Origin of the sequence: Paraburkholderia silvatlantica, from assembly GCF_003096715.1 — a bacterium.
GTDB lineage: Bacteria > Pseudomonadota > Gammaproteobacteria > Burkholderiales > Burkholderiaceae > Paraburkholderia > Paraburkholderia silvatlantica.
On sequence record NZ_QEOL01000002.1, the window covers coordinates 288,987 to 310,284 of the forward strand.

The 21,298-nt window shown below is 67.1% G+C and carries 16 protein-coding genes; 6 read left to right on the top strand and 10 right to left on the bottom strand.

What is annotated here, in order from left to right; all coding sequences use genetic code 11:
- Positions 1-51: 51 nt before the first annotated feature.
- Both C7411_RS03650 and C7411_RS03655 read left to right on the top strand, forming a co-directional pair.
- The gene (locus C7411_RS03650) at positions 52-675 is read left to right on the top strand and encodes a DUF2239 family protein (protein ID WP_110383092.1); all 624 of its coding nucleotides are present in this window, start codon (positions 52-54) and stop codon (positions 673-675) included.
- Between the two features lie 370 nt (positions 676-1,045).
- Entirely contained in the window at positions 1,046-2,350 is a 1,305-nt protein-coding gene (locus C7411_RS03655) for a solute carrier family 23 protein (RefSeq protein WP_110383091.1), read from the top strand.
- A gap of 104 nt (positions 2,351-2,454) precedes the next feature.
- On the opposite strand, the gene C7411_RS03660 is transcribed toward C7411_RS03655, so the two are convergent.
- Positions 2,455-4,122, bottom strand: a complete 1,668-nt coding sequence (locus tag C7411_RS03660) for a Na+/H+ antiporter (protein WP_110383090.1) — start codon at positions 4,120-4,122, stop codon at positions 2,455-2,457.
- Between the two features lie 538 nt (positions 4,123-4,660).
- Here C7411_RS03660 and C7411_RS03665 point away from each other — a divergent pair.
- Together C7411_RS03665 and C7411_RS03670 are read left to right on the top strand one after the other, a co-directional pair.
- Positions 4,661-5,926 carry an EAL domain-containing protein gene (locus tag C7411_RS03665; protein WP_110383089.1) on the top strand — a complete coding sequence of 422 codons (1,266 nt, stop codon included), beginning with the start codon at positions 4,661-4,663 and terminating at the stop codon, positions 5,924-5,926.
- Positions 5,927-5,974: 48 nt separating this feature from the next.
- Complete coding sequence (locus C7411_RS03670; protein ID WP_110383088.1) at positions 5,975-6,676, top strand: copper homeostasis protein CutC; 702 nt, start codon at positions 5,975-5,977, stop codon at positions 6,674-6,676.
- A 60-nt stretch (positions 6,677-6,736) separates the two neighbouring features.
- On the opposite strand, the gene C7411_RS03675 is transcribed toward C7411_RS03670, so the two are convergent.
- The 7 genes from C7411_RS03675 to C7411_RS03705 form a co-directional block, all read right to left on the bottom strand.
- Positions 6,737-10,393: an indolepyruvate ferredoxin oxidoreductase family protein gene (locus C7411_RS03675; RefSeq protein ID WP_110383087.1), complete on the bottom strand. Its 3,657-nt coding sequence runs from the start codon at positions 10,391-10,393 to the stop codon at positions 6,737-6,739.
- A 208-nt stretch (positions 10,394-10,601) separates the two neighbouring features.
- The gene (locus C7411_RS03680) at positions 10,602-11,540 is read right to left on the bottom strand and encodes an ion channel (protein WP_110383305.1); all 939 of its coding nucleotides are present in this window, start codon (positions 11,538-11,540) and stop codon (positions 10,602-10,604) included.
- A 267-nt stretch (positions 11,541-11,807) separates the two neighbouring features.
- Entirely contained in the window at positions 11,808-12,053 is a 246-nt protein-coding gene (locus C7411_RS03685; protein WP_110383086.1) for a hypothetical protein, read from the bottom strand.
- A gap of 205 nt (positions 12,054-12,258) precedes the next feature.
- Positions 12,259-12,480: a hypothetical protein gene (locus C7411_RS03690; protein ID WP_028201740.1), complete on the bottom strand. Its 222-nt coding sequence runs from the start codon at positions 12,478-12,480 to the stop codon at positions 12,259-12,261.
- A 198-nt stretch (positions 12,481-12,678) separates the two neighbouring features.
- A complete protein-coding gene (locus C7411_RS03695) occupies positions 12,679-13,662 on the bottom strand; it encodes a carbohydrate kinase family protein (protein ID WP_110383085.1) in 984 nt (327 codons plus the stop codon).
- 16 nt (positions 13,663-13,678) lie between these two features.
- Entirely contained in the window at positions 13,679-14,998 is a 1,320-nt protein-coding gene (locus C7411_RS03700) for an AGE family epimerase/isomerase (protein WP_243413029.1), read from the bottom strand.
- Between the two features lie 73 nt (positions 14,999-15,071).
- Positions 15,072-16,136 carry a LacI family DNA-binding transcriptional regulator gene (locus C7411_RS03705; RefSeq protein ID WP_110383084.1) on the bottom strand — a complete coding sequence of 355 codons (1,065 nt, stop codon included), beginning with the start codon at positions 16,134-16,136 and terminating at the stop codon, positions 15,072-15,074.
- Between the two features lie 229 nt (positions 16,137-16,365).
- On the opposite strand from C7411_RS03705, the gene C7411_RS03710 reads away from it, so the two are divergent.
- Entirely contained in the window at positions 16,366-16,521 is a 156-nt protein-coding gene (locus C7411_RS03710) for a DUF3309 family protein (RefSeq protein WP_110383083.1), read from the top strand.
- A gap of 114 nt (positions 16,522-16,635) precedes the next feature.
- Here C7411_RS03710 and C7411_RS03715 read toward each other — a convergent pair whose 3' ends face one another.
- On the bottom strand, positions 16,636-18,483 hold the full coding sequence (locus tag C7411_RS03715) for an EAL domain-containing protein (RefSeq protein WP_110383082.1): 1,848 nt from the start codon (positions 18,481-18,483) through the stop codon (positions 16,636-16,638).
- Between the two features lie 244 nt (positions 18,484-18,727).
- Positions 18,728-19,771 (bottom strand): bile acid:sodium symporter family protein, encoded by a 1,044-nt coding sequence (locus C7411_RS03720; RefSeq protein WP_110383081.1) that lies wholly within the window; start codon positions 19,769-19,771, stop codon positions 18,728-18,730.
- A gap of 687 nt (positions 19,772-20,458) precedes the next feature.
- Between C7411_RS03720 and C7411_RS03725 the strand changes: the two genes are divergently transcribed.
- A complete protein-coding gene (locus C7411_RS03725; RefSeq protein WP_243413030.1) occupies positions 20,459-20,902 on the top strand; it encodes a hypothetical protein in 444 nt (147 codons plus the stop codon).
- Positions 20,903-21,298: the final 396 nt, after the last annotated feature.

The following is a 21,298-nucleotide window of genomic DNA, read 5'->3' on the forward strand; positions in this document are numbered from 1 at the left end:
ATTTACCCGGGTAATATTCGCCCATCACTGGATATCGAGAAGGAGAAAACCATGGTGGTGGCGAACGGCTGTACGGCATTTGCGGGCACACGCCTGATCGCGCGCGGCGCGCCGCTTCAGGTGGCGCTGGCGGTCAAGGCGGAACTCGAGCGCGAAGGGAACGAAAACGGCGCGGCGGTGCTGGTCTTCGACGACCACGACGCGCGTCCGGTCGAGTTCGATCTGCGCGGCACGGAAAAGGACATTGAGGCGCGCATCGTCGCGCAGGCAAGTCGCGCGGCAAGCGCAGCCGCGCCGAACGTCATCGACGATCAAGCCCCGGACGATGCACCGCGCGGCCGCGGCCGTCCGAAGCTTGGCGTGGTGGCGCGCGAGGTGACGCTGTTGCCGCGCCACTGGGACTGGCTTGGCGCGCAGCCGGGCGGGGCCTCGGTGGTGTTGCGCCGCCTCGTGGATGCCGCGCGCCACGCGAGCGAGGCGCGCGAACGCGTGCGCGCGGCGCAGGAAGCCGCGCACCGCTTCATGACTGCCCTGGCCGGCAATCTGCCGGATTACGAGGAGGCGCTGCGCGCGCTTTACGCGGGCGAGCGCAGCCGCTTCGAGGCGGCGAATGCGCCCTGGCCGGTAGACGTGCGCGATTACGCGCGGGAACTGGCGGAATCCGCATTCGCCTGAAAGCGTGAAGGCGCAAATAGCGTGGGCAAAAAAAAACCGCTCCAGCGGGGAGCCGGAGCGGGAAAGTCGGAGAGCGACAACTTACAAGCTCTGCATGAACTCTTGCGAGCGTCACGCAGCAAGGGCAGTCTAGATCCGGCATCCCGTCCTCAATATAGGAGCAGTCTTAAACTCCATTCGGCACTGACTTGATCACGCCTATCGAAGGCCGTCGCGGTTGTTTCGGACGCCCGACATCCGGCTTGCCACGCCGATTGCGGCTCCGTACACTCCCGCCTGACCTGCATCAAGGGCGGCCGTTGCATCGATGCGTGCGCGCCAACAATCAAAACCACAACCCAATCGCCAATCACGCCGACAAGAGGAACCCATGTCCGACTCCTATTTCCCCCGCTGGCGCGCGCAGACGGGTAACGCCCGCGGCGTCGTGGCCCCCGACGAACGCCTGCCCTGGCCGCAGATGTTCGCCATGGGCGTGCAGCACGTCGTCGCCATGTTCGGCTCGACCGTGCTCGCGCCGTTGCTCATGGGCTTCGACCCGAACCTGTGCATTTTCATGTCGGGTATCGGCACGCTGCTGTTCTTCGTGGTGGTGGGCGGGCGCGTGCCGAGCTATCTCGGTTCGAGCTTCGCGTTCATCGGCCTTGTAATCGCCGTGACGGGCTACGGCGGGCAGGGACCCAATCCCAACATTCCCGTTGCGCTCGGCGGCATCGTCGCGTGCGGCGTGGCTTATACGTTGATTGGCCTGCTCGTCTCGGCCGTCGGCACGAAGTGGATCGAAACGCTCATGCCGCCCGTGGTGACCGGCGCGATCGTCTGCGTGATCGGGCTGAATCTCGCGCCCATCGCGGTGAAGGGCGTGAGCGGCTCGATCTTCGACTCGTGGATGGCGATCGTCACCGTGCTCTGCGTGGGCGGCGTGGCCGTGTTCACGCGCGGCATGCTGCAGCGTTTGCTGATTCTCGTCGGCCTGTTGATCGCCTATGTGATCTACGCGATCGTCACGAACGGCATGGGCCTTGGCAAGCCGATGGACTTTTCCATCGTCGCGAACGCCGCCTGGTTCGGCATGCCGAAGTTCACCGCGCCGGTGTTCGACCCGCACGCCATGACGCTGCTCGTGCCGATCGCCGTGATTCTGGTGGCGGAGAACCTCGGCCACATCAAGGCGGTTTCCGCGATGACGGGCTACAACCTCGACCGCTACGTGGGCCGGGCGTTCATCGGCGACGGCCTCGCCACGATCGTCTCGGGCTTCGCGGGCGGCACGGGCGTGACGACCTACGCGGAAAACATCGGCGTGATGGCCGTGACGAAGATCTACTCGACACTCGTGTTCGTGATCGCCGCGCTCATCGCGCTCGTGCTCGGTTTCTCGCCGAAGTTCGGCGCCGTCATTCAGACGATTCCGGGCCCGGTGCTGGGCGGCGTCTCGATCGTCGTGTTCGGCCTGATCGCCGTGACGGGCGCGCGTATCTGGGTCGTCAACAAGGTGGACTTCTCGGACAACCGCAATCTGATCGTCGCTGCGGTCACGCTCGTGCTCGGCGCAGGCGACTTCTCGCTCAAGCTCGGCGGCTTCGGGCTGGGCGGCATCGGCACCGCCACGTTCGGCGCGATCATCCTCTACGCGCTGCTGCGCCGCAAACCGGCGCAGGAAGCGGCGGTTTAAGCCTCGCCGCCTGACCGACTTACCGCCTTGTCGCGACATGCGGCGCCGGTCTTCGGCGCCGCGTTTTCCCTCTGCCGCTTTTCCGCTCTGCACGAAGCGCGCGCTCAGTCGCGATTGCGTCCGCGCGACGTCATCGCCGTTTCCGAGAGATCGACTTCGCGCATCAGCTTCGCCAGCGTTTCGTCGTTGATCTGCATCTGGTTGCGCAGCTTGAGCAGCGTCGCGCGTTCGGCGCGCATGCCGGCGAGGCGCATCTCCATTTCCAGCGCGTCCGAGCGGCGCGCATTCGCGCTGCGGTCGCGGTCGGCGTCGAGCGAGGCGAGGCGGCGGCGGTAGGCGTCCATTACGCGCGCGGTCGTATCGGCGGCGTAGGCCGCCTGCGATTCGTCGAGATCCTCGCTGATCTTTTCATGCACCGCATCCACGGCGCGGATGGCCGCTTGCGCCGCCTGGATGCGCGCCTGGCGTTCCTCGGCCGCGTGGGGTCCCTGGGCGCCGCGCCGCACGCCGCGCAGCAGGAGCGGCAGGCCCACGATCGCCACCAGCAGCGAGGCGAGGATCACGCCCGTCGCGATGAAAATGGCGCTGTCGCGGCCCGGCAGCGGGCTGCCGTCGGCGAGCGCCACGGGCAGCGAGAGCACGCCCGCGAGCGTCACCGCGCCGCGCACGCCCGCCACCGTGGTGATCGCCACGGTGCGCAGGCCCGGCACCGCATTCGCCACGCCATGGCGCGCCGCGCCGCGGCTCGCCACCCAGCGCAGCAGCCACACCCAGCCGAAGCGCATGGCGTAGAGCGCCACGAGCACGGCCGCGATATAGCCGATGAGGCGCAGCATCTGCACGTTGCTCGTGTGGTGCGCGTCGAGCAGCGCCTTGCCGAGAATGCCGGGGAACTGCAGGCCGAGCAGCGTGAACACCATGCCGTTGAAGACGAACTCGATCATCGACCAGGTGCTCGATGCGCGCACGCGTGTCGACACGGGGCCCTTGTGCGCGACGCTCGTGTAGTTCATCGTCATGCCGGCGGATACGGCCGCGAGCACGCCGGACACCTCGAGGTGCTCGGCGAACAGATACGCGGCGAACGGAATCAGCAAGGTGAGCACGACGCCGGGCGCGGGGTCGCCCTCTTCGGTCATGTTGAGAAAGCGCTCCGAAACGAAGCTGAAGAGCCAGCCGATCGCGGCCCCCAGCGCGAGACCGCCCGCCGCGATCACGACAAAGCTCAGCGCCGCCGCGCGCAGCGAAAAATAGCCGGTAAGCGCGGCCGCCACGGCGAACTTGAGCGCGACGAGGCCCGAAGCGTCGTTCATCAGCGCTTCGCCTTCGAGGATGTGCATGAGCTGCGAGGGAATCCGGTCCTTGCCGGCGATGCCCGAGAGCGCGACCGCGTCGGTGGGCGAGAGCACGGCGGCGAGCGCAAAGGCGACGGGCAGCGAGATCTGCGGCACGAGCCAGTGCACGAAGTAGCCCACGGCGACGACCGTCAGCAGCACGAGGCCGAGCGCGAGCATGAGGATCGCGCGGCGCTGCATGAAGAACTCGCGCTTGGGCATGCGCCAGCCGTCGGCGAACAGCAGCGGCGGAATGAACAGCGCCATGAAGATGTCGGGATCGAACGTGACGTGCGGGTTCACGAGCGGAAACGTGAGCAGCGCGCCAATGCCGATCTGCACGAGCGGCAATGGCAGCCTGAGGGGCACGGTGCGCGCGACGACGCCGGACACGGCGACAGCAAGCAGCAGAATGAGAACGGTGAAGAGGATGTCCATCGAAAAACGTAGCGGGGCGAAACGGAACCAGCGGGGGATGCGTTGAAGAGGGGACAGACGCCCTTTTTCACGCGCGGTGCGGCACGGCGTTCTGGCGCGCATGAATGAGGGCGCGCCGGTCGCGGGACAGTTTAGCCTGACGCATCTGTAAGCTGCCGCGAAGCGCGCAGCGCGAATGCGCGTGAGGCCGATATTTGCCGAAAATGCGGCAATTTGTCCGCGATGTATCCGCCATGTGTCCGCTACGTGTGCGCTACATGGGCGCTACATGGGCGTCACGACCGAAGCAAAGGCGCGTGGAAAGGCGCACGATATCGGTGCGCCGGGCGATGTCTCGCGCGGTGCATGGCGTGCCCCTTCGCGGCGCACGCGATGGGCGCGAACGCATTTCCTGATGCGTGCCAGATCGCAGTGCGAGCGAGCACGGACCTTGCTTGACCCCTACTCTGACGCAACGAAAATCAGGCTATGGAGGAAAGCGCGGGCCGTGCAGAGGCTGTGCGGACTGCAGCGTTCTTCCTACGCGCTAGAGGATGGCATGATCACAGAGCAACAGGACAAAACAGCCGTGGCTCCTCACGGCTTCGATCTCAGCGTCACCTCGGGGCTGCAGCGCTACAGCGCACACCACGGCGACCTCACGCTCACGAGCGTGTTCCAGCCGGTGTTCAGCCTCTCGCACATGCGTGCGGTGGGCTACGAAGGGCTGCTGCGCGCGCACGATCCGCTCGACCGCCCGGTCTCGCCGCTCGACGTGTTTGGCGACGCCGCGCGCGTGGGCGAAGCGCTGCTGATGGACCGGCTCGCCCAGGGACTGCATCTGGAGAACTTCGCGCTGCTCGGCGCGGAGCGCGAGTGGCTCTTTCTCAACGTGCATCCGGGCACGCTGATCGAGGCGTATCACTCGGCGGCGCTGCTCGCGAACCTGCGGCGGCTGAACATCGCGCCGCGGCGCGTCGTGCTGGAGGTGCTGGAGGACGAGGCGACCGATCTCGACGCCCTCGCACAGGCCGTGGCGACGTTTCGCGAGCGCGGCTTTCTCGTCGCGCTCGACGACTTCGGCGCGGGCAACGTCGATATCGGCCGCGTGTGGCAACTCAATCCCGACATCGTGAAGCTCGACCGCATCATGCTCATGCACGCGCAGCATCGCGCCGACATGGCCGCGACCCTGCCCGCGCTCGTGGCGCTGCTGCACGACGCGGGCAAGCTCGTGCTGATCGAGGGTGTGGAGACGGAGCACGAGGCGCAGCTCGCGCTCGCGTGCAACGCGGACTTCGTGCAGGGCTTCTTCTTCGCGCGGCCCGCGCCCGGCCTCACCGACGCGGCACAGGTCCAGGGCGTGATTGCCGAGGCGACGGAGCGTTTTCGCCAGCAAACCGAAACGCGCGAGCGCGGCGAGACGAATCGCCTTGCGCCCTATCTGCGCGCGTTCGAGCGCGCGGCCGAACGCCTTTCGGCTGGAGAATCGATGGAGGAGGTCTGCTGGAACTTCCTCGCGCTCGATCACGCGGCGCGCTGCTATCTGCTCGATTCGAACGGCAGGCAGGCGGGCCGCAACGTGGTGCTGCGCGTCGATCGCGCGGAACGCGATGCGCGCTTTTTGCCGCTGGAAGACGCGCAAGGCGCGAGCTGGCTGCGCAGGCCGTATTTCCGCACGGCGCTCGTCACGCCGGGGCGCGTGCATGTGACGGGACCGTATCTGTCGATCAACGAGGCGCTGCCGTGCCTGACGCTTTCGATGGCGGTGCAGGTGGGCGAGCGCCTGTGCGTGCTGTGCGGCGACATCGACTGGTTCGAGTAGGCGGGCATCTGCGATCATGTCGCGTTCCTCACGACATGGCGCGCCGACATGCAACATGAACGGGTCCTGCTGGAAGTCATCGCAACCACGCTCGCCGATGCGCAAGCCGCCGCGCGCGGCGGCGCGGACCGTCTCGAACTCGTCACCGCAATGGGCGAGGGCGGCCTCACGCCGAGCATCGGCATGATCGAAGCCGTGGTCGCGGCGGTGGCGATTCCCGTGAACGTGATCGTGCGGCCGCACAGCCGCTCGTTCATTTACGATTCGAACGATTACGCGGTGATGTTGCGCGACGTGCGCGCCGCGAAGCTGGCGGGCGCGCATGCGGCCGTGATCGGCATGCTCACGCCTGCGCATGAAGTGGATCGCGACGGACTGCAGCGCGCAATCGACGCCGCCGACGGCATGCCGCTCACGTTTCATCGCGCGTTCGACGAAGCGCGCGATCTGCAGGAAGCGTTCGACGTGCTGCTCGGTTTCGACGCCGTGACGAACGTCCTCACCTCGGGCGGCGAGCCTTCGGTGCTGGACGCGCAGGCGCAGATCGCAACGCTCGTGCAGCGCGCGGCGCACACGCATTGCACGGTACTCGCGGGCGCTGGGCTGACGGTCGATCGCGTTGCGGATTTCGTGAGCGCGACGCGTGTGCACGCGGTTCACTTCGGCTCCGGCGTGCGCGTTGGCGGTAAGGGACTCGCTCCCGTCGACGAAAACGAGGTGCGGCGCGTGCGCAACCTGCTCGACGCCTGACCCATAAAAAAACGCGCGCCATTCGAATAAACGGCGCGCGCTTCCCGACCTCACTTCACCTTACTTCGCCACCACCACCGGAATGCCGCGCAACGCGCCCGCGCCCTTGAACGACGCGAGCGCTTCCTGCACCGCCGCACTCGTCTTCACGCCGATGGCAAGGCGCGCCGCCAGTTCGCGCTCGCTGCGTTTCACTGCCGCGAGATTCGCAAGCTTCACGTGCCCGTAGCCGCGCACACGTTGATGCAGACTGGCGAGCCGCGCGATGTCGTCGGCGTTTTCGGCGGTGAGGCTCGCGAATGCGCCGCGCAGCGTCGCTTCATAATCGCCGGCGAGTGCGCGCTCCATGCGGCGCTCCAGCGTCTTGCCGAACGGATCGAGCCACGTGCCGCGCACGCTGCGGCCCTTCTTCAGCAGGCCAAACGCACGCCACATCCACTGGCCGAACTGCATCTTTTGTGGAGGCTGGCCGTTCTTCTCACGCGCGATGAGCGGCGGCGCGAGATTGAACTTCACGGTGAAGTCGCTGCCCGCCGTGCCTTCGAACTGCGCTTCGAGCGCCGCGCGGAACGCCGGGTCGGCGTGCAGGCGCGCGACTTCGTATTCGTCCTTCACGGCAAGCAGCCGATAGAACGTGGTCGCGACGGCGCGCGCGAGCGCTTTGTCTGCGCTCCTGTCGGCGCTGCGCGCGGCGTCGACCAGTGCGCGATAACGCTTCACGTAGCTCGCGCCGCCATAAGCAGAGAGACGCGCTTCGCGCTCGGCGATCAGTTCGTCGAGCGTTTGCGTGAGCTTGCGCGCCGTGGCCTTCGCGGCCGCATTCGCCTCGCTCACGCGTTGCGTGTCGAGTGCGTTGAGCGCAGCGGGATCGGCGGCGGCCATGCGGCCGATGGAGAACGCGAACAGGTTCGCCTGCACGGCCACGTTGTTCAGCTCGATGGCGCGCGTGAGCGCCGCGAGCGAAACGGGCACGAGGCCAAGCTGCCACGCAAAACCGAGCATCACGATGTTCGCGCCGATCGTATCGCCGAGATAGCGTTGCGCGAGCGCTTGCGCATCGCATGCTGCGAGCGGATCCTGCGCTGGCGTCGCGCCGCTTCTCGCCCCATTCGCCCCATTGGTCGCCGCGTGCCGCATCTTTGCGAGCAGCGCATCGGCGTGCAGGTTCGCTTCGGGGTTCTGCACGAACGACGCGTTCGGAATCTCATGCGTGTTCACGACGATGCGCGTGCGGTCGTGACGCACCGTTTGCAGTGCGTCCGCGCTCGCGCCCACCACCATGTCGCAGGCGAGCAGCAGGTCGGCCTGCTGCGTGTCGATGCGCACCTGGTTGAGCAGCGCATCGGTTGCCGCGAAGCGCACGAACGAGAGCACCGCGCCGCCTTTCTGCGCGAAGCCCATGAAGTCGAGCACGGAGGCGCTCTTGCCTTCCAGATGTGCGGCCATGCTGATGAGCGCGCCCACGGTCACGACACCGGTGCCGCCCACGCCCGTCACGAGGATGTCGTAGGGCGCGTTGTCGAGATGCGTGGCCGGAATGGGCAGCGCATTCACGCGCGCGGCGAGCGCCTGCGGATCGAACGCGGCCCCCGCAGCCTTCTTGAGCTTGCCGCCTTCGATGGTCACGAAGCTCGGGCAGAAGCCGTTCACGCACGAATAGTCCTTGTTGCACGACGACTGGTCGATGCGGCGCTTGCGGCCCAGCTCCGTTTCCACGGGTTCGACCGAAAGACAGTTCGACTGCACGCCGCAGTCGCCGCAGCCTTCGCACACTTCCTCGTTGATGAAGAGGCGCTTGTCCGGGTCGGGGAATTCGCCTTTCTTGCGGCGGCGGCGCTTTTCGGCGGCGCACGTTTGATCGTAGATCAGCACGGTCACGCCCGGCGTTTCGCGCAGTTCGCGCTGCACCGTGTCGAGTTCGCTGCGGTGATGGAACGTCGTGCCCTTCGGGAACAGGCCGTGATGGCCGTCGTACTTCTCGGGCTCGTCGCTCACCACGACGAAGCGCGAGACGCCCTCGGCCTCCACCTGGCGCGCGATCTGCGGCACGGAGATGCTGCCGTCCACGGGCTGGCCGCCCGTCATCGCCACGGCGTCGTTGTAGAGGATCTTGTAGGTGATGTTGGTCTTCGCCGCCACGGCCTGGCGAATCGCGAGGATGCCTGAATGAAAGTAGGTGCCGTCGCCGAGATTCTGGAACACGTGCGGCATCTTCGTGAACATCGAGTGCGCGGCCCAGTCCACGCCTTCGCCGCCCATCTGGATGAGGCCCGTGGTGTCGCGCTCCATCCACGAGGCCATGAAATGGCAGCCAATGCCGGCCTGCGCGATCGAGCCTTCGGGCACCCTGGTCGACGTGTTGTGCGGGCAGCCCGAGCAGAAGTAGGGCGTGCGGCGCACGGCGTCGGCGGCGTTCGAGAGGATTTGCGGCGCGACGAGATCGACCACGCGTTCGCGGCGGTCCAGCGCGGGCCGGTGCTTCGCGAGCCACGCGGCGAACACGGGCAGGATGCGCGAGGGGCGCAGCTCGCCAAGCTCGGAGAGCAGCAGCGTGCCGTCTTCGGCGTGTTTGCCGATCACGGTCGGGCGCGCGCCTTCCTTGCGGTTGTAGAGATGGTCCTTGATCTGCTGCTCGATCACGGGGCCTTTTTCCTCGATCACGAGCACATCGGTGAGGCCCGAGACGAACGCGTCGATGCGCGACATCTCCAGCGGAAACGACAGGCCCACCTTGTAGATGCGCACGCCGGCTTTATCCAGATCCTCGATGGTGAGGTCGAGTCGGCGCAGCGTTTCCATCAGGTCCAGGTGCGCCTTGCCGCAGGTGACGATGCCCACGTTCGCGTGCGGGCTCGGCGCGATCCACTTGTCGATGCTGTTCATGCGCGCGAAGTGGCGCACGGCGTCGAGCTTGGCCGCCAGGCGCTGCTCGATGGCGAGACTCGGCAGATCGGGCCAGCGGTTGTGCAGGCCGCCCGGCGGCGAGGTGAAGCCCTCCGGCGCTTGCCAGCCGGTTTTGATGGCATCGAGATCGACGGTCGAGCCCGACTCTACCGTCTCCGAAATCGCCTTGTAGCCCACCCATGCGCCCGAGTAGCGCGAGAGCGCCCAGCCATACAGGCCGAATTCGAGCATGTCCGCGATGTTCGACGGATTCACGACCGGCATGTGCCACGCCATCATCGCGAAGTCGCTCTGATGCGGCATGGACGACGACACGCAGCCGTGGTCGTCGCCGGCCACCACGAGCACGCCGCCGTGCGGCGACGAGCCGTAGGCGTTGCCGTGCTTGAGCGCGTCGCCGGCGCGATCGACGCCCGGGCCCTTGCCGTACCACATCGCGAACACGCCTTCGACGGTGCGCTCGGGGTCCGCTTCCACGCGCTGTGTGCCGAGCACGGCCGTGCCGCCCAGTTCCTCGTTGATGGCGGGCAAAAAGCGCACGTCGGCGGCTTCGAGCAGTTTCTTCGCCTTCCACGCCTGCTGATCGACCATGCCGAGCGGCGAGCCGCGATAGCCGCTGATGAAGCCTGCCGTGTTCAGGCCATGCGCGCGGTCGAGCGCGCGCTGCATGAGCGCGAGGCGGATCAGCGCCTGGGTGCCGGTCAGGAAGATGCGGCCGCGCGTGGCGGTGAGGTTGTCGGTGAGCCTGTAATCGGCGAGGGGCGGCGTATCAAGCGGCGAGGACGTGTCGCCGAACGCGGGGCGCGCGGTCATGGGGGGAGTCTCCGTTTTTTTGCATTCGCATGGCGGTTGAGGGCGGCGAAAGAGACTCTATTTTTTCTCGCCAATGACGGAAATTTTTTGCTAACTCTCCGGCGCCGCCGCTTATTCGCGCGAGAGCCTGCCCGCGCCAGGCGAATTTGGAGAGAGATTTTCTCTGTCCCTGCGCGATCCCGTCTGGATCGGCCTTCGGGGTAATCCGTCAGATCATCCGGGGTGCGTAAGGCGTCGCCCGGTCGAACGGCACGACATCGTGAAAGTGCGTGTAGTCCATCGTGCTCACGCCGTCGGCGTCGCTAATCAGGTCGACGTACCGGTGGTCCCAGCGGATCTGCTGGTCCGACCAGCTAAAGCGCGCCTGCATGGTCTGCGCGGTCGATTCGTCAGAGCCCTCGATCACGACATGCAGCGTGGCGTGCTGCTCGGCCAGCATTTCGGGCGTGACACCGTAGAGCGGGCTCGACTCGTCGATCACGTGCATGAGATTCCAGCCGAGCGTGAAGAGCGGATGCTGGTCGCGCACGAGCTTGAGGTCGTGGATGCGCCGCGCGCGAAAGCCGTCCGACGACGTCTCGATGCGGATGAGCCGCAGCTTCGCGCCCGCTTCGGCGATCACGTTCTGGCGGGCGTTGGCGGCGCGCGCCATCAGCGTCATGCGGCCTTCGATGGGGTGCACCACCACCTGGCTCGCGAACATGATCATCGCGCGCGGGCGCGAGAAGCGCGCAAATACGAGGCCAGTCGCCAACGCGATACCCGACATACCGACGAAGATTTCCAGTGTGGCGACGATGTGCGCGTAGAGCGTTTGCGGATGCATGTCGCCGTAGCCGACGGTGGCGAGCGTTTCCACGCTGAAGAAGAACGCGCCGAGAAAGCCATTCGGGTACTGGTTGGCAATGGGCGCGGCGCCGAGCTGGTAGAGGCATGCGAACACGCCGTTCATGAGCAGGAAGAGGGCCGCGAGCGACGCGAAGAACGTGGGCCAGCGCATGGTGAGCGCGGTGTGATAGAAGTCGCCCCAGGACTGCGGCATGCCGTAGACGAGCACCTCGCGCGAGGCCACCATCATTTTGCGCGGCTTGCCGCGCCTCGTGCCGTGCTTCGCGCCGCTGGGCGTTTCGGCCTTGCAGGCGGCCATGTCCACCCCCGGCGAATCGTGCGGTGCCGATTCGGCTTGGTGGGCCGCTTCCTGGTTCGCGACGCGCTCCGGCGTTTCGGGCGTCATGGTGTTCCTGCGGTTCTGAAGAGGGGAAGGGAGCGTAGCCATGCCGAAGCCATGCGGCAAGGCGACATGGCAAGCGTACCGCAAGACGGTATGGGGACGCGATGCGCAGACGGCGCGCTAACGCCTCTCCCGCAGCGCGGGCGGGAGCGAGAAGAAGCGGGTAGGCGGCGAGTGCAGGGCTTACGGAAACCCGTGCGGCTTCGGAATGCCTGCGCCGTGTTCGATGTCGGCGATGGCCTGGCGGCGCGCGGCGTCCACGGCTTGCGTGGGCGCGTCGAAGCCCGCGTTGCCGCCCACCGTGACCCACGGCTGTACGGCCTTGTCGCGATGCGTGATCTGATACTCGGCGTCCCAGCGAGCGCCCTGCATTTCGAGGGGATGGACGTGGATAGCGTAGACGCCGTAAAGAAAGAGCTGTTCGGACATGGCTAACCTCCTGTCGACCAGAGTTGGCGCTTTAGCGCCTTACTCTGGTCCCATGCACAGCGGTCGACCCGAGTTGGCGCTTCAGCGCCTTACTCTGGTCCCATGCAGAGCGTCGACCGCACATCGTGCGGCCCCATGCACAGCACCTCGTCTCATGCAGCGCTGCCGGCAGTCCCTGAGCGGGCACTGGGCTCACCGCAGCGACTTAGAGTTCGAGTTCGCCGAGAATGCGATGCGCCAGCGCCTTGGCTTCTTCGAGAGCCTCTTCCGGCGTGCCCGATGCGGCTTCGACTTCATAGACCGCGTTTTCGAGTTCCTCGCCGTCGTCGCGCGCCAGGGAGACCAGGCCCTGGTACTGGCCGGCGTTCATGGGCCGCACTGAGGCGACGGCCGTGTAGATCCCCTTGGTGTAGCTGACGTCTTCCATAACGTGCTCCTCGTGGAAGGAAATTTCCCTCGACGGGCCACGTGGATCAAGGCGCGCAAGCGTCGCGCCCGGCCCGCAACAAGAGGGAGATTCCATGCTAGCACGTTGCCCGCGCGGCTGCGGGACACGCATGTGACGGCGGCGCGGCGCTTTCGTGTCAGCCCCGCGCCGGGTCCTCGCAACGCGCCGCGTGCGCCCTCAGTCGGCGAGCAGCGCGACGACTTCGTCGAGCGTCGGCGAATGCGCGCCGGGCCGGCGGCACGCGGCCGCGCCCGCGGCGAGCGCGAAAGCGAGATGCTGGCGCCAGTCGCGCTGCGGCGCGCTCATGAGGCTGAACAGCAGCCCGCCGATGGACGCGTCGCCCGCTCCCACCGTATCGGCCACTTCGACGCGCGGCGGCGCCGCCTCGATCACCTCGTCGCCCACGTAGAGCGTGGCCGGCTGCGCGCCGCGCGTGACGAGCAGGGTGGCGGCCGGATTGAGCGCGCGCACGGCTTCGATGGCCTCGGCCTCGCTCTTGCCGGCGAACAGCATGCGCAGGTCTTCGTCGGACACCTTGATGAGATCGGCGAGCGCGGCCATGCGGCGCAGGATCGGCTCGTAGCCGTGCGCCATGAGGTTGCGGTAGTTCGGATCGAAGCTGATCTTCACGCCAGCCGCGCGCAGCTCGGCGGCGAGCGTGGCGAGCGTTTCGCCGAGCGGCTGGCGCACGAGGCTGATGCAGCCGAAGTGCGCCCACTTCGCGTGCGCGCGCCAGCCTTCGGGCAGTTTCGCGGGATCGAAGGCGAGGTCGGCGCTGTGCTCGCCAATGAAGTAGTACGCGGGCGGATGCGTCTGATGCACGATCGCGAGCAGCGGTGCGCGCTCCACGCGCTGCATGAAGCGCATGTCGAGACCGGCGGCCACGCTCGCGTTCCAGAGTTCGTCCGAGAAGTTGTCGACGCCGAGCGCACCCACGCTCGCCGTGGGCAGCCCGAGGCGCGCGACCGCGCGCGCGACGTTCCAGCCCGCGCCGCCAGGATGCGCGCGCCAGTGCGAGTCCGTGCCCGGTGTGCCGGGTTGCGAAGCGTGCGGCGTGCCCTCGGGCGCGGGGGTGCGCACGAGATCGGTGAGGATGTCGCCGGCCGAGATGAAGGCCGGGAAGCCGGATGAAAAGTCCGGGCCGGTGCTGCAGGTGCTCATCGTCGTGCTCCTCTCTTTAGTTCCGGCCGCTCGTGTCTGCCGTGCCGCCGGCGGTCGCTTCCTCGCGGCCCGCCACCGGCGCCATGCCGCGTCCGGGCAGTGCGTTCAGCGCTTCGTAGCACGCGCCCATCGTGTGATAGTCGGTCTTGCCGGCGGGGCTCTTCTCGTCACTGTACTTGCGGTTGTCGCAGGTGAGGATGCGATACCACGCACCGTAACGATGATCGACGAAATTCGCCCAGCTGTAGCGCCAGACCTCGTCGTACCAGTCCCAGAAGCGCTCGTTGCCGGTGCGCTTGCCGAGCAGCGCCGCCGTGGCAAAGGTTTCCGCCTGCACCCAGAAGTACTTGTCGTGATCGCACACGGTGCCGTCCGGGCCGAAGCCGTAGTAGAGGCCGCCGTGATCGTTGTCCCAGGCGTGCGCCATGGCGGCGTCGAACAGCTCGATCGCGCGCGGCAGCAGCCAGGGCAGCGGCCGGTGCCGTTCGAGCAGCAAGAGCAGCTTCGCCCACTCCGTTTGATGGCCCGGCTGGAAGCCCCACGGGCGGAAGATGTTCGAGCTGTCTTCCTCGTTGTAATGCCAGTCCACCGACCAGTCCGCGTGAAAGTGCTCCCACACGAGCCCTTGCGAGAGCTTCGCCTGGCGCAGCGTGATGTTCGAGGCGACGCGCTCGGCGCGGTCGAGATACACGAGATGGCCTGTCGCCTCGTAGGCCGCGAGCAGCGCCTCGGTCGTATGCATGTTGGCGTTCTGGCCGCGGTAGCCCGTCACGATCCAGTCGGCGCTCGCCTCGTCGGCGTAGAGACCCGCCGCGCCGTCCCAGAAGCGGTGTTCCATCAGATCGAAGGTCGCGCCGATCATCGGCCGCGCCTCCTCGATGCCGGCCATCGCCGCATGCGCGTAAGCGAGCAGCACGAACGCGAGGCCGTAGCAGTGGCGCGTGGCGTCGAGCACGCGCTTCTTGCCGTCGCGCCAGTCGATCTCCCAGTCGTAGCCCTGCAGCTGCGGGTCCCAATGGCCCTCGCGCAGGAACTGCAGGCCGTGGCGCGCGTATTCCAGGTGCTGCGCATCGCCGAACTCGCGATACGCCATCGCATAGTTGAAGACGTACCGGCAGCTGCTCACGAGGTGCCGCGAGTGCGCGTTGTAGATCGAGCCGTCGTCGCGGAAGTAGTGGAAGAAGCCGCCCGAGGGGTCGAGCACGTTCGGCGCGTAGAAGCGCAGCGTGTCCTGCACGTGGCCGAGCAGGAAACCGCGGTCGCGAAAGCTCGCGACGCCCGGTACGGCGACGGGGTGGGCGGTGGCGGAGGTGGCGGTGTCGGCAGTCGTCGTCATGGCTTTCTCTTCTGGCTTGGACGTGGCTTCAGCGGAGTTTCGATGGGTGTTCGGCGTGTATCGACGGCGCGCGTCAGGCGCTCTGCGGCGTGCCTGCAGCGTGAGGGACGGCGTGCGTGGCCATGAGATTCGATGACGCCGCACCCAGGGTGCTCGCACGCGCGACGAGCTGGACCGGCAAGCGGATTTCGCTCGCGGCAGGCGTTTCTTCGAGCAGCAGCTCGACGCCGCGCCGCCCGAGCGCTTCCTTGTCGACGGCGATCGTCGAGAGCGGCGGCGTGGCGTGCGTGGCGCCCGCGATATCGTCGAAACCGATGATGGCGATGTCGTCGGGCACGCGCAGGCCATTGGCGAGGCACACGCGCATGGCCGCGAGCGCGGCGGCGTCGTTGTAGGCGAAGACGGCGTCAGGCGGCGGGCGCGGGGTTGGGTATCCGGCGCGCGCCGCATCGATCAGGCGCTGCATGGCGAGCGACGCGCCCGTGTCGGGATCGAGCCCGCCGTCGATGGTCGTTTCGAGCGACGGGTCGAACAACAGGCCCGCCTCGAAGAACGCGCGCCGGTAGCCGAGCGCGCGCTGCGCGATGCTGTAGTGCGCGAGCGAGCCGCCGATGAACGCAATGCGCCGCCGTCCCAGTTCGAACAGATGCTGCATGGCGAGCGCAGCGCCCGCCGCGTTGTCGATGTTCACCGAGCGCAGGCCCGGCGCCCACAGGTCGATCAGCACGAGCGGGCGTTGCAGCGCGACGAGCGCGGCGAGCATTTCCGGCTCGACGAAGCCCGCCACGGCGATGGCGTCGGGCGCATGCAGGCGCAACTGCTGGACAGTGTCGTCGGCGGGACCGGCGGTCAGCAGCGCGGGCACGATGCCGTGTTCGCGGCAGGCGTCTTCCACGCCGTGCAGCACGTGCGAGAAGAACGGGCTAGCCGCGAAGTTGTTGTGCTGGCGGTGCAGCAGGAAGGTGAGCCGGCGAATGCGCGGACGCAGTTGCGCGCAGTCATAGCCGAGCGTGCGCGCGACTTCGACGATGCGCTCGCGCGTGGTCTCGGAGAGGCCCGGCTGGTTTTTCAACGCGCGCGAGACCGTGCCGATCGACACGTTGGCGGCCTGCGCGACGTCACGAATGGTTGTCCCCATGATTCCTGGCTGGCGGTGGCGCGGTGAGCGCTCCGGGTTGGGTCAGGTTTGCGGCGATTGTATAGTAAAAATCTCTTGAAAGAACCCGAATCTACGCTTCAAATTCCTGGTAAATACCAGTAAACAATGCAATAAACGCAAACATTGGTGTTTAGTAAAATTCGCTAAACACGTGCGGGCACGACGGTTGCGGAAAGCCGGACACTCACATTCGACTTACGGAGGCATCATGCTCGGCACCCTGCTTCTGGTCATTCTGATCCTGCTGCTCGTTGGCGCATTCCCGGCGTGGCCGTATAGCCGCTCGTGGGGCTACGCGCCTTCGGGCACGCTCGGCATCATCGTTGTCGTGGTGGTCGTGCTGGTCCTGATGGGGACGATCTAGCGACAAGCGACGGCGCAGCAGTCAGGCAGCGCAGGCAAAACGAGCCGGCGCGCGGCATGAGCCGTGCGGCCGGCCCATTCGTATTCCGGGCTGCCGCTCTCGAGGTTCGGGCCGCTAGAATGCGCCGGCTTCGCGCGGTGTCGGGCCGGGCGTGGGGAGGAGGCCGGCGCTCGCGCTGCCGTCGATCACGACGAGCCCGCTCGCTTCCTGTTTCGCGCGGCGCTTGGCGAGGGCCGCGAGCGAGGCGATGGCGTCGCTGCTGTGCTGCGCGCCTTCGCCCGGCGCGATGTGCACGCAGCCGATCGCCATCGTCACGAAGGTGAAGAAGGTGGCGTTGCCGTGGCGATCCTCGCCGTGAATGCCGCCCGCGAGGCGGTCGCCCGGTGCGTAGAAGCGCTGCGCGCCTTCGTTGAACGTTTCGATCGCGAGGCGCGCGCGTTCGCGCCACGTCTCGCTCTGAAACAGGATCAGGAAGTCGTCGCCGCCCACGTGGCCGAGGAAGTCGCGCGTGGGGTCGCAGGCGTCGGCGAGCACGGTCGCCGCGAACTTCAGCACCTCGTCGCCTTGCCAGTAGCCGTACTGGTCGTTGAAGGGCTTGAACTGGTTCAGGTCGACGTAGCACGCGTGAAAGCCCGCGTCGTTCGAAAGCAGACGCTCGATATGCGAGCTGATGGGAATATTGCCAGGCAGGAAGGTGAGCGGATTGGCGTAGCGCGCAGCCTGGATGCGCACCTCCGTCACGGCGCGCACGAGGCTCTCGCCGGTGCCGAGGCCGGCGTAGCGGCCGTTATCGGTAATGACGAAGCCATCGGCGAGATAGCGCTGGTCGTCGCTTGCGAGCAGCGTCGCCATCTGCTCGACCGTCATCGACTGCTCGATCACCACCGGCTGCGCATTGGCGAATTGCAGGCAGGCCTTCTTGCCGAACAGCTCGCGGTGATACGGCAGCGCATAGCGGTCCATGAACGCGCGCCGGTTGATGAGCGCGACGGGCGCTTCGTCTTCCACCACGGCCACCGCGTGCAGGTCGGGCCGGCCGTTGAACAGTTCGAGCACGTCGTTGTTGGTCGCCTGGCGCGGCAGCGCGGGCGCGCGCACGAGCATCTTGCTGGCCGGCGCGCCGCCGCCCGCGGGCTGCGTGGCGGTGCTGCGCGTGGGCTCGGGGAACACGGCGATATGGTCCGCGCGAATCGCCTCGCGCGCTTCGCGGGCGAGCACGCGCAGCGGCTGTGCGTTGGGGCGGCCGAAGAAAAACCCCTGGCCGCAGTCGATGCCCATGTCGCGCAGCACGATGAGGTCGGCCGCGTTCTCGATGCCTTCCGCCACGAGCCGTGTGCCGCTCGCCTGCGCGAAATGCTGCATGGCGCGCACGGCTTCGAACTTGAGCGGGTCGTTGGCGATGTCGTGGATGAAGAAGCGGTCGATCTTCACGACATCGGGCTGCAACTGCACCCAGAGGTTGAGACTGGCGTTGGCCGTGCCGTAGTCGTCGAGCGCGACCTGGGCGCCGGCCGCGCGCAGCGTCTCGACGACGGGTGAAAAGTTGCGCAAGTCGTGGATGGCGCTCTGCTCGGTGAGCTCGATTACGACGCGCGTGGGGTCGATCGGGCCGTCGAAGAGGGACAGCGCGGCGTCGCCGGCGGCGGTGAGCTGGCGCAGCGCGTCGGCGCTGAAATTGAGGAATAGCTTGCCGGGGCAGTCGAGTCTGGCGAACGTTTCGATGCAGGTGCGGGCGGCCGCGCGTTCGAGCGCGGCGGTGCACTGCTCGTCGCCGGCGCGTGCAAACAGGGCGGCGGGGGTTTCGAGCGGCGAGCCGGCCGGCCCGCGAATGAGGCCTTCGTAGCCGAGGATCGCGCCGCTCTCGAAATCGACGATGGGCTGGAAGACGGCGCGCAGCTGGCGCTGGGCGATCAGCGCCCCGACGCCGGGCGCCGCGTGCGGGAGTGGCGCGGGAGCAGACATGGACAGGCCGGAACGGGCGAAGACGATGAACTTAACGGCATATGATCGGATGAATTAAATGAAATTTTGGTGACAATGCCGCGATGCCCAATCTTTGGGCGTGCGGTGGAGGCGCGCGCGACGCGGGGAAAAGAGGCGGGCGGGGGAGGTTTGGACGCCGGGCGCTAGCCGCGGCGTTTGCTGCTGCGTTTGCTGCGCAAGGGCGGCGGCATCTCGCCGCCCCGCATGACGGACCGGACGACGTTCAGCGCCGTGCGGCGGCAGTGCGCTCGCTCGCGCCGGCGCGCGATTCGTCGCCCGCGCTTGCGGCGCGTTCGGCGCTCATGTCGCGCGCGCCCCAGCGCTGGGCGAGCGCGGCGCACACCATGAGCTGGATCTGGTGGAACAGCATGAGCGGCAGCACGACCGCGCCCACGGCGTTCGAGGCGAAGATGACCTTCGCCATCGGCACGCCGGCCGCGAGGCTCTTCTTCGAGCCGCAGAAGATGATGGTGATCTGGTCGGCGCGCGAGAAGCCGAGCTTCTTGCTCGTGAACATCGTGATGCCGAGCGCGAGCGCGAGCAGCACGCCATTCACCACGAGCAGGCCGCCGAGCGCGGTGAGCGGAATGTGATGCCAGAGCCCTTCGTTCACCGCCTCGGAAAACGCGCCGAACACCACGAGCAGGATCGAGCCCTGATCGACGAACTTGAGCACGCCCTTGTTGCGCTCGATCCAGCGGCCGATCACCGGGCGCAGCAGCTGGCCCGCCACGAACGGCACGAGCAGCTGCAGCACGATGTTCCACACGGTGTGCCAGGCCGAGCCGCCGCTCGCGCTCTGGTTCGTGACGATCAGGCTCACGAGCGCGGGCGTGACGAAGATGCCGATCAGGCTCGACGCCGAGGCGCTGCAAACGGCGGCGGGCACGTTGCCGCGCGCGATCGAGGTGAACGCGATGGACGACTGCACCGTGGAGGGCAGCGTGCAGAGGAACAGCACGCCCGCATAAAGCGCCGGCGTGACGAGCGGCGAAAGCACGGGCTTGAGCGCGAGGCCCAAAGCCGGGAACAGCACGAAGGTGCTGAGCAGCACGACGATGTGCAGCCGCCAGTGCGTAGCGCCTGCGACGATCGCCTCGCGCGAGAGCTTGGCGCCGTGCAGGAAGAACAGCAGGCCGACGGCCACGTTGGTGAGCCAGTTGAAACCGGTGGCGGCCTGGCCGTGCACCGGGAACAGGCTCGCAAGGATCACCGTGCCGACGAGGCAGAGGGTGAAGTTATCGGGCAGGAATTTCGGACGTGCCATCGGACAATCTCAAGTGCGCGCCGGGGCGCCTCGCTGCGCGCAGATCGATGTGCGCGCAACGGGTGAATCGGGACGTCTATTGTCGGCGCAAGCCGATTGAAAAAGCAAATTCATTTGAAGCATTGATTAATGAGGGATGCGCATGTATCGCCGGCGTCGATGCCTCTTTATGCCGGATTCCTCATCGACGCGCGAGGGAGATTCCCGCGCCGCAAAAGTCGTCAGGAGTCCGCGCATTCTTCAGATGTTCAGGCGCGACCCGCGCATCAAACGAACGGTTCTCACATCCGCCCGCAGAGCCTTGCCAGGCGGCCTTCCGAGGGCGCGTGCGAAGCCGGAAAACCCAGCAGTAACATGGTGTTACAACCCTTCGGGCGGCATAACATCTTTTGGCTCGACACCCTTTCGGTACGCCCATAAATTACCGTCAAAGGGACGCCTGGACCGTTGTGGCGGCAATCGTTACGCGCTCGCGCGGCGAGCGTCCCGGGACTGGCCCGCCATGGCCCGAGTGGCGGGTGCCAGGCGCAAACGTCGGGCAGGTGAAACGTCACAATGCAGGCAGGGTGGTCAAAACTGGGACCGTGGGTATTGGGGGCTGGATTAATGGCCTTCGTTGCGCTCGCCCATGCTCAGCCCGGTTTTCCAGGGCACGGCGGGGGCGGCGGCTTCGCGCGCGCGCCTTCCATGCACGCGATACCCGCGCCGCGCGGCGGCATGCCGTGGGGTGGCGCCTACCACGGCGCCCCTGAGCGCGGCCGTGGTCCCGCCGCTTACGCCGGGGCCGCTTCGCCCATGCGCGTGGCCGACCAGGGCGGCCGGCACGAGCGCGGCGGCAACCGCGCGCCGAACCAGTGGCAAGGTCAGGTCCAGCAGCAGGCTCCGCGTCGCGACTACAGCTATGGCACGCCGTTCGGCGGCTACGGCGGCTATCGCGGCAATCCCATCACGCCCGTGAGCGCGGAATCGCGCCAGGTGCCGCATCCGCCGGCCGACTCGCCGGTGCGAGCGGGCTCGATCCGCGAAGACGTCGCCCGCTACAACGAGGAGCGCGGCGGCACCTTCCGGCCCTTCCCGCGCAATGGCGGCGAGGTGCCGCGTCCGCCCATGCCTTCGCCTTACCGTAATTGAGCGCTGCCGCCCGCTCAGCTTTCGCTTTCCCCCTCCGCGCACTTTCTTCATTTGATTCTCCTCTGGATGCGCTTCAGGCACTGACCTGTTAGCGGCGTTGAAACACGTCCAAAACGAGACGCGTTCGTCCATGCCGTGAAAACTGACGCGTGGATACCACACTTTTTTGGAAACCTCTCGTCATACAGAACCCTTTCGTCTCAAATCTCGCTTCCGTTTGGGCGGCGCGTCGTCCGCGGCCCCGTGCGTGCGGGAGCGCCCCGCTGGGCGCGGCCCGGCAGGCTGCGATTCGCCGTGACGCGGGGCAGCGCAACGCGGCGTCGGCAGCGGCAAACCAGGTTTTATCGGCGGCAAACTAATCCGCCCGATATACCGGCAATAACAGCGCTTATTTTT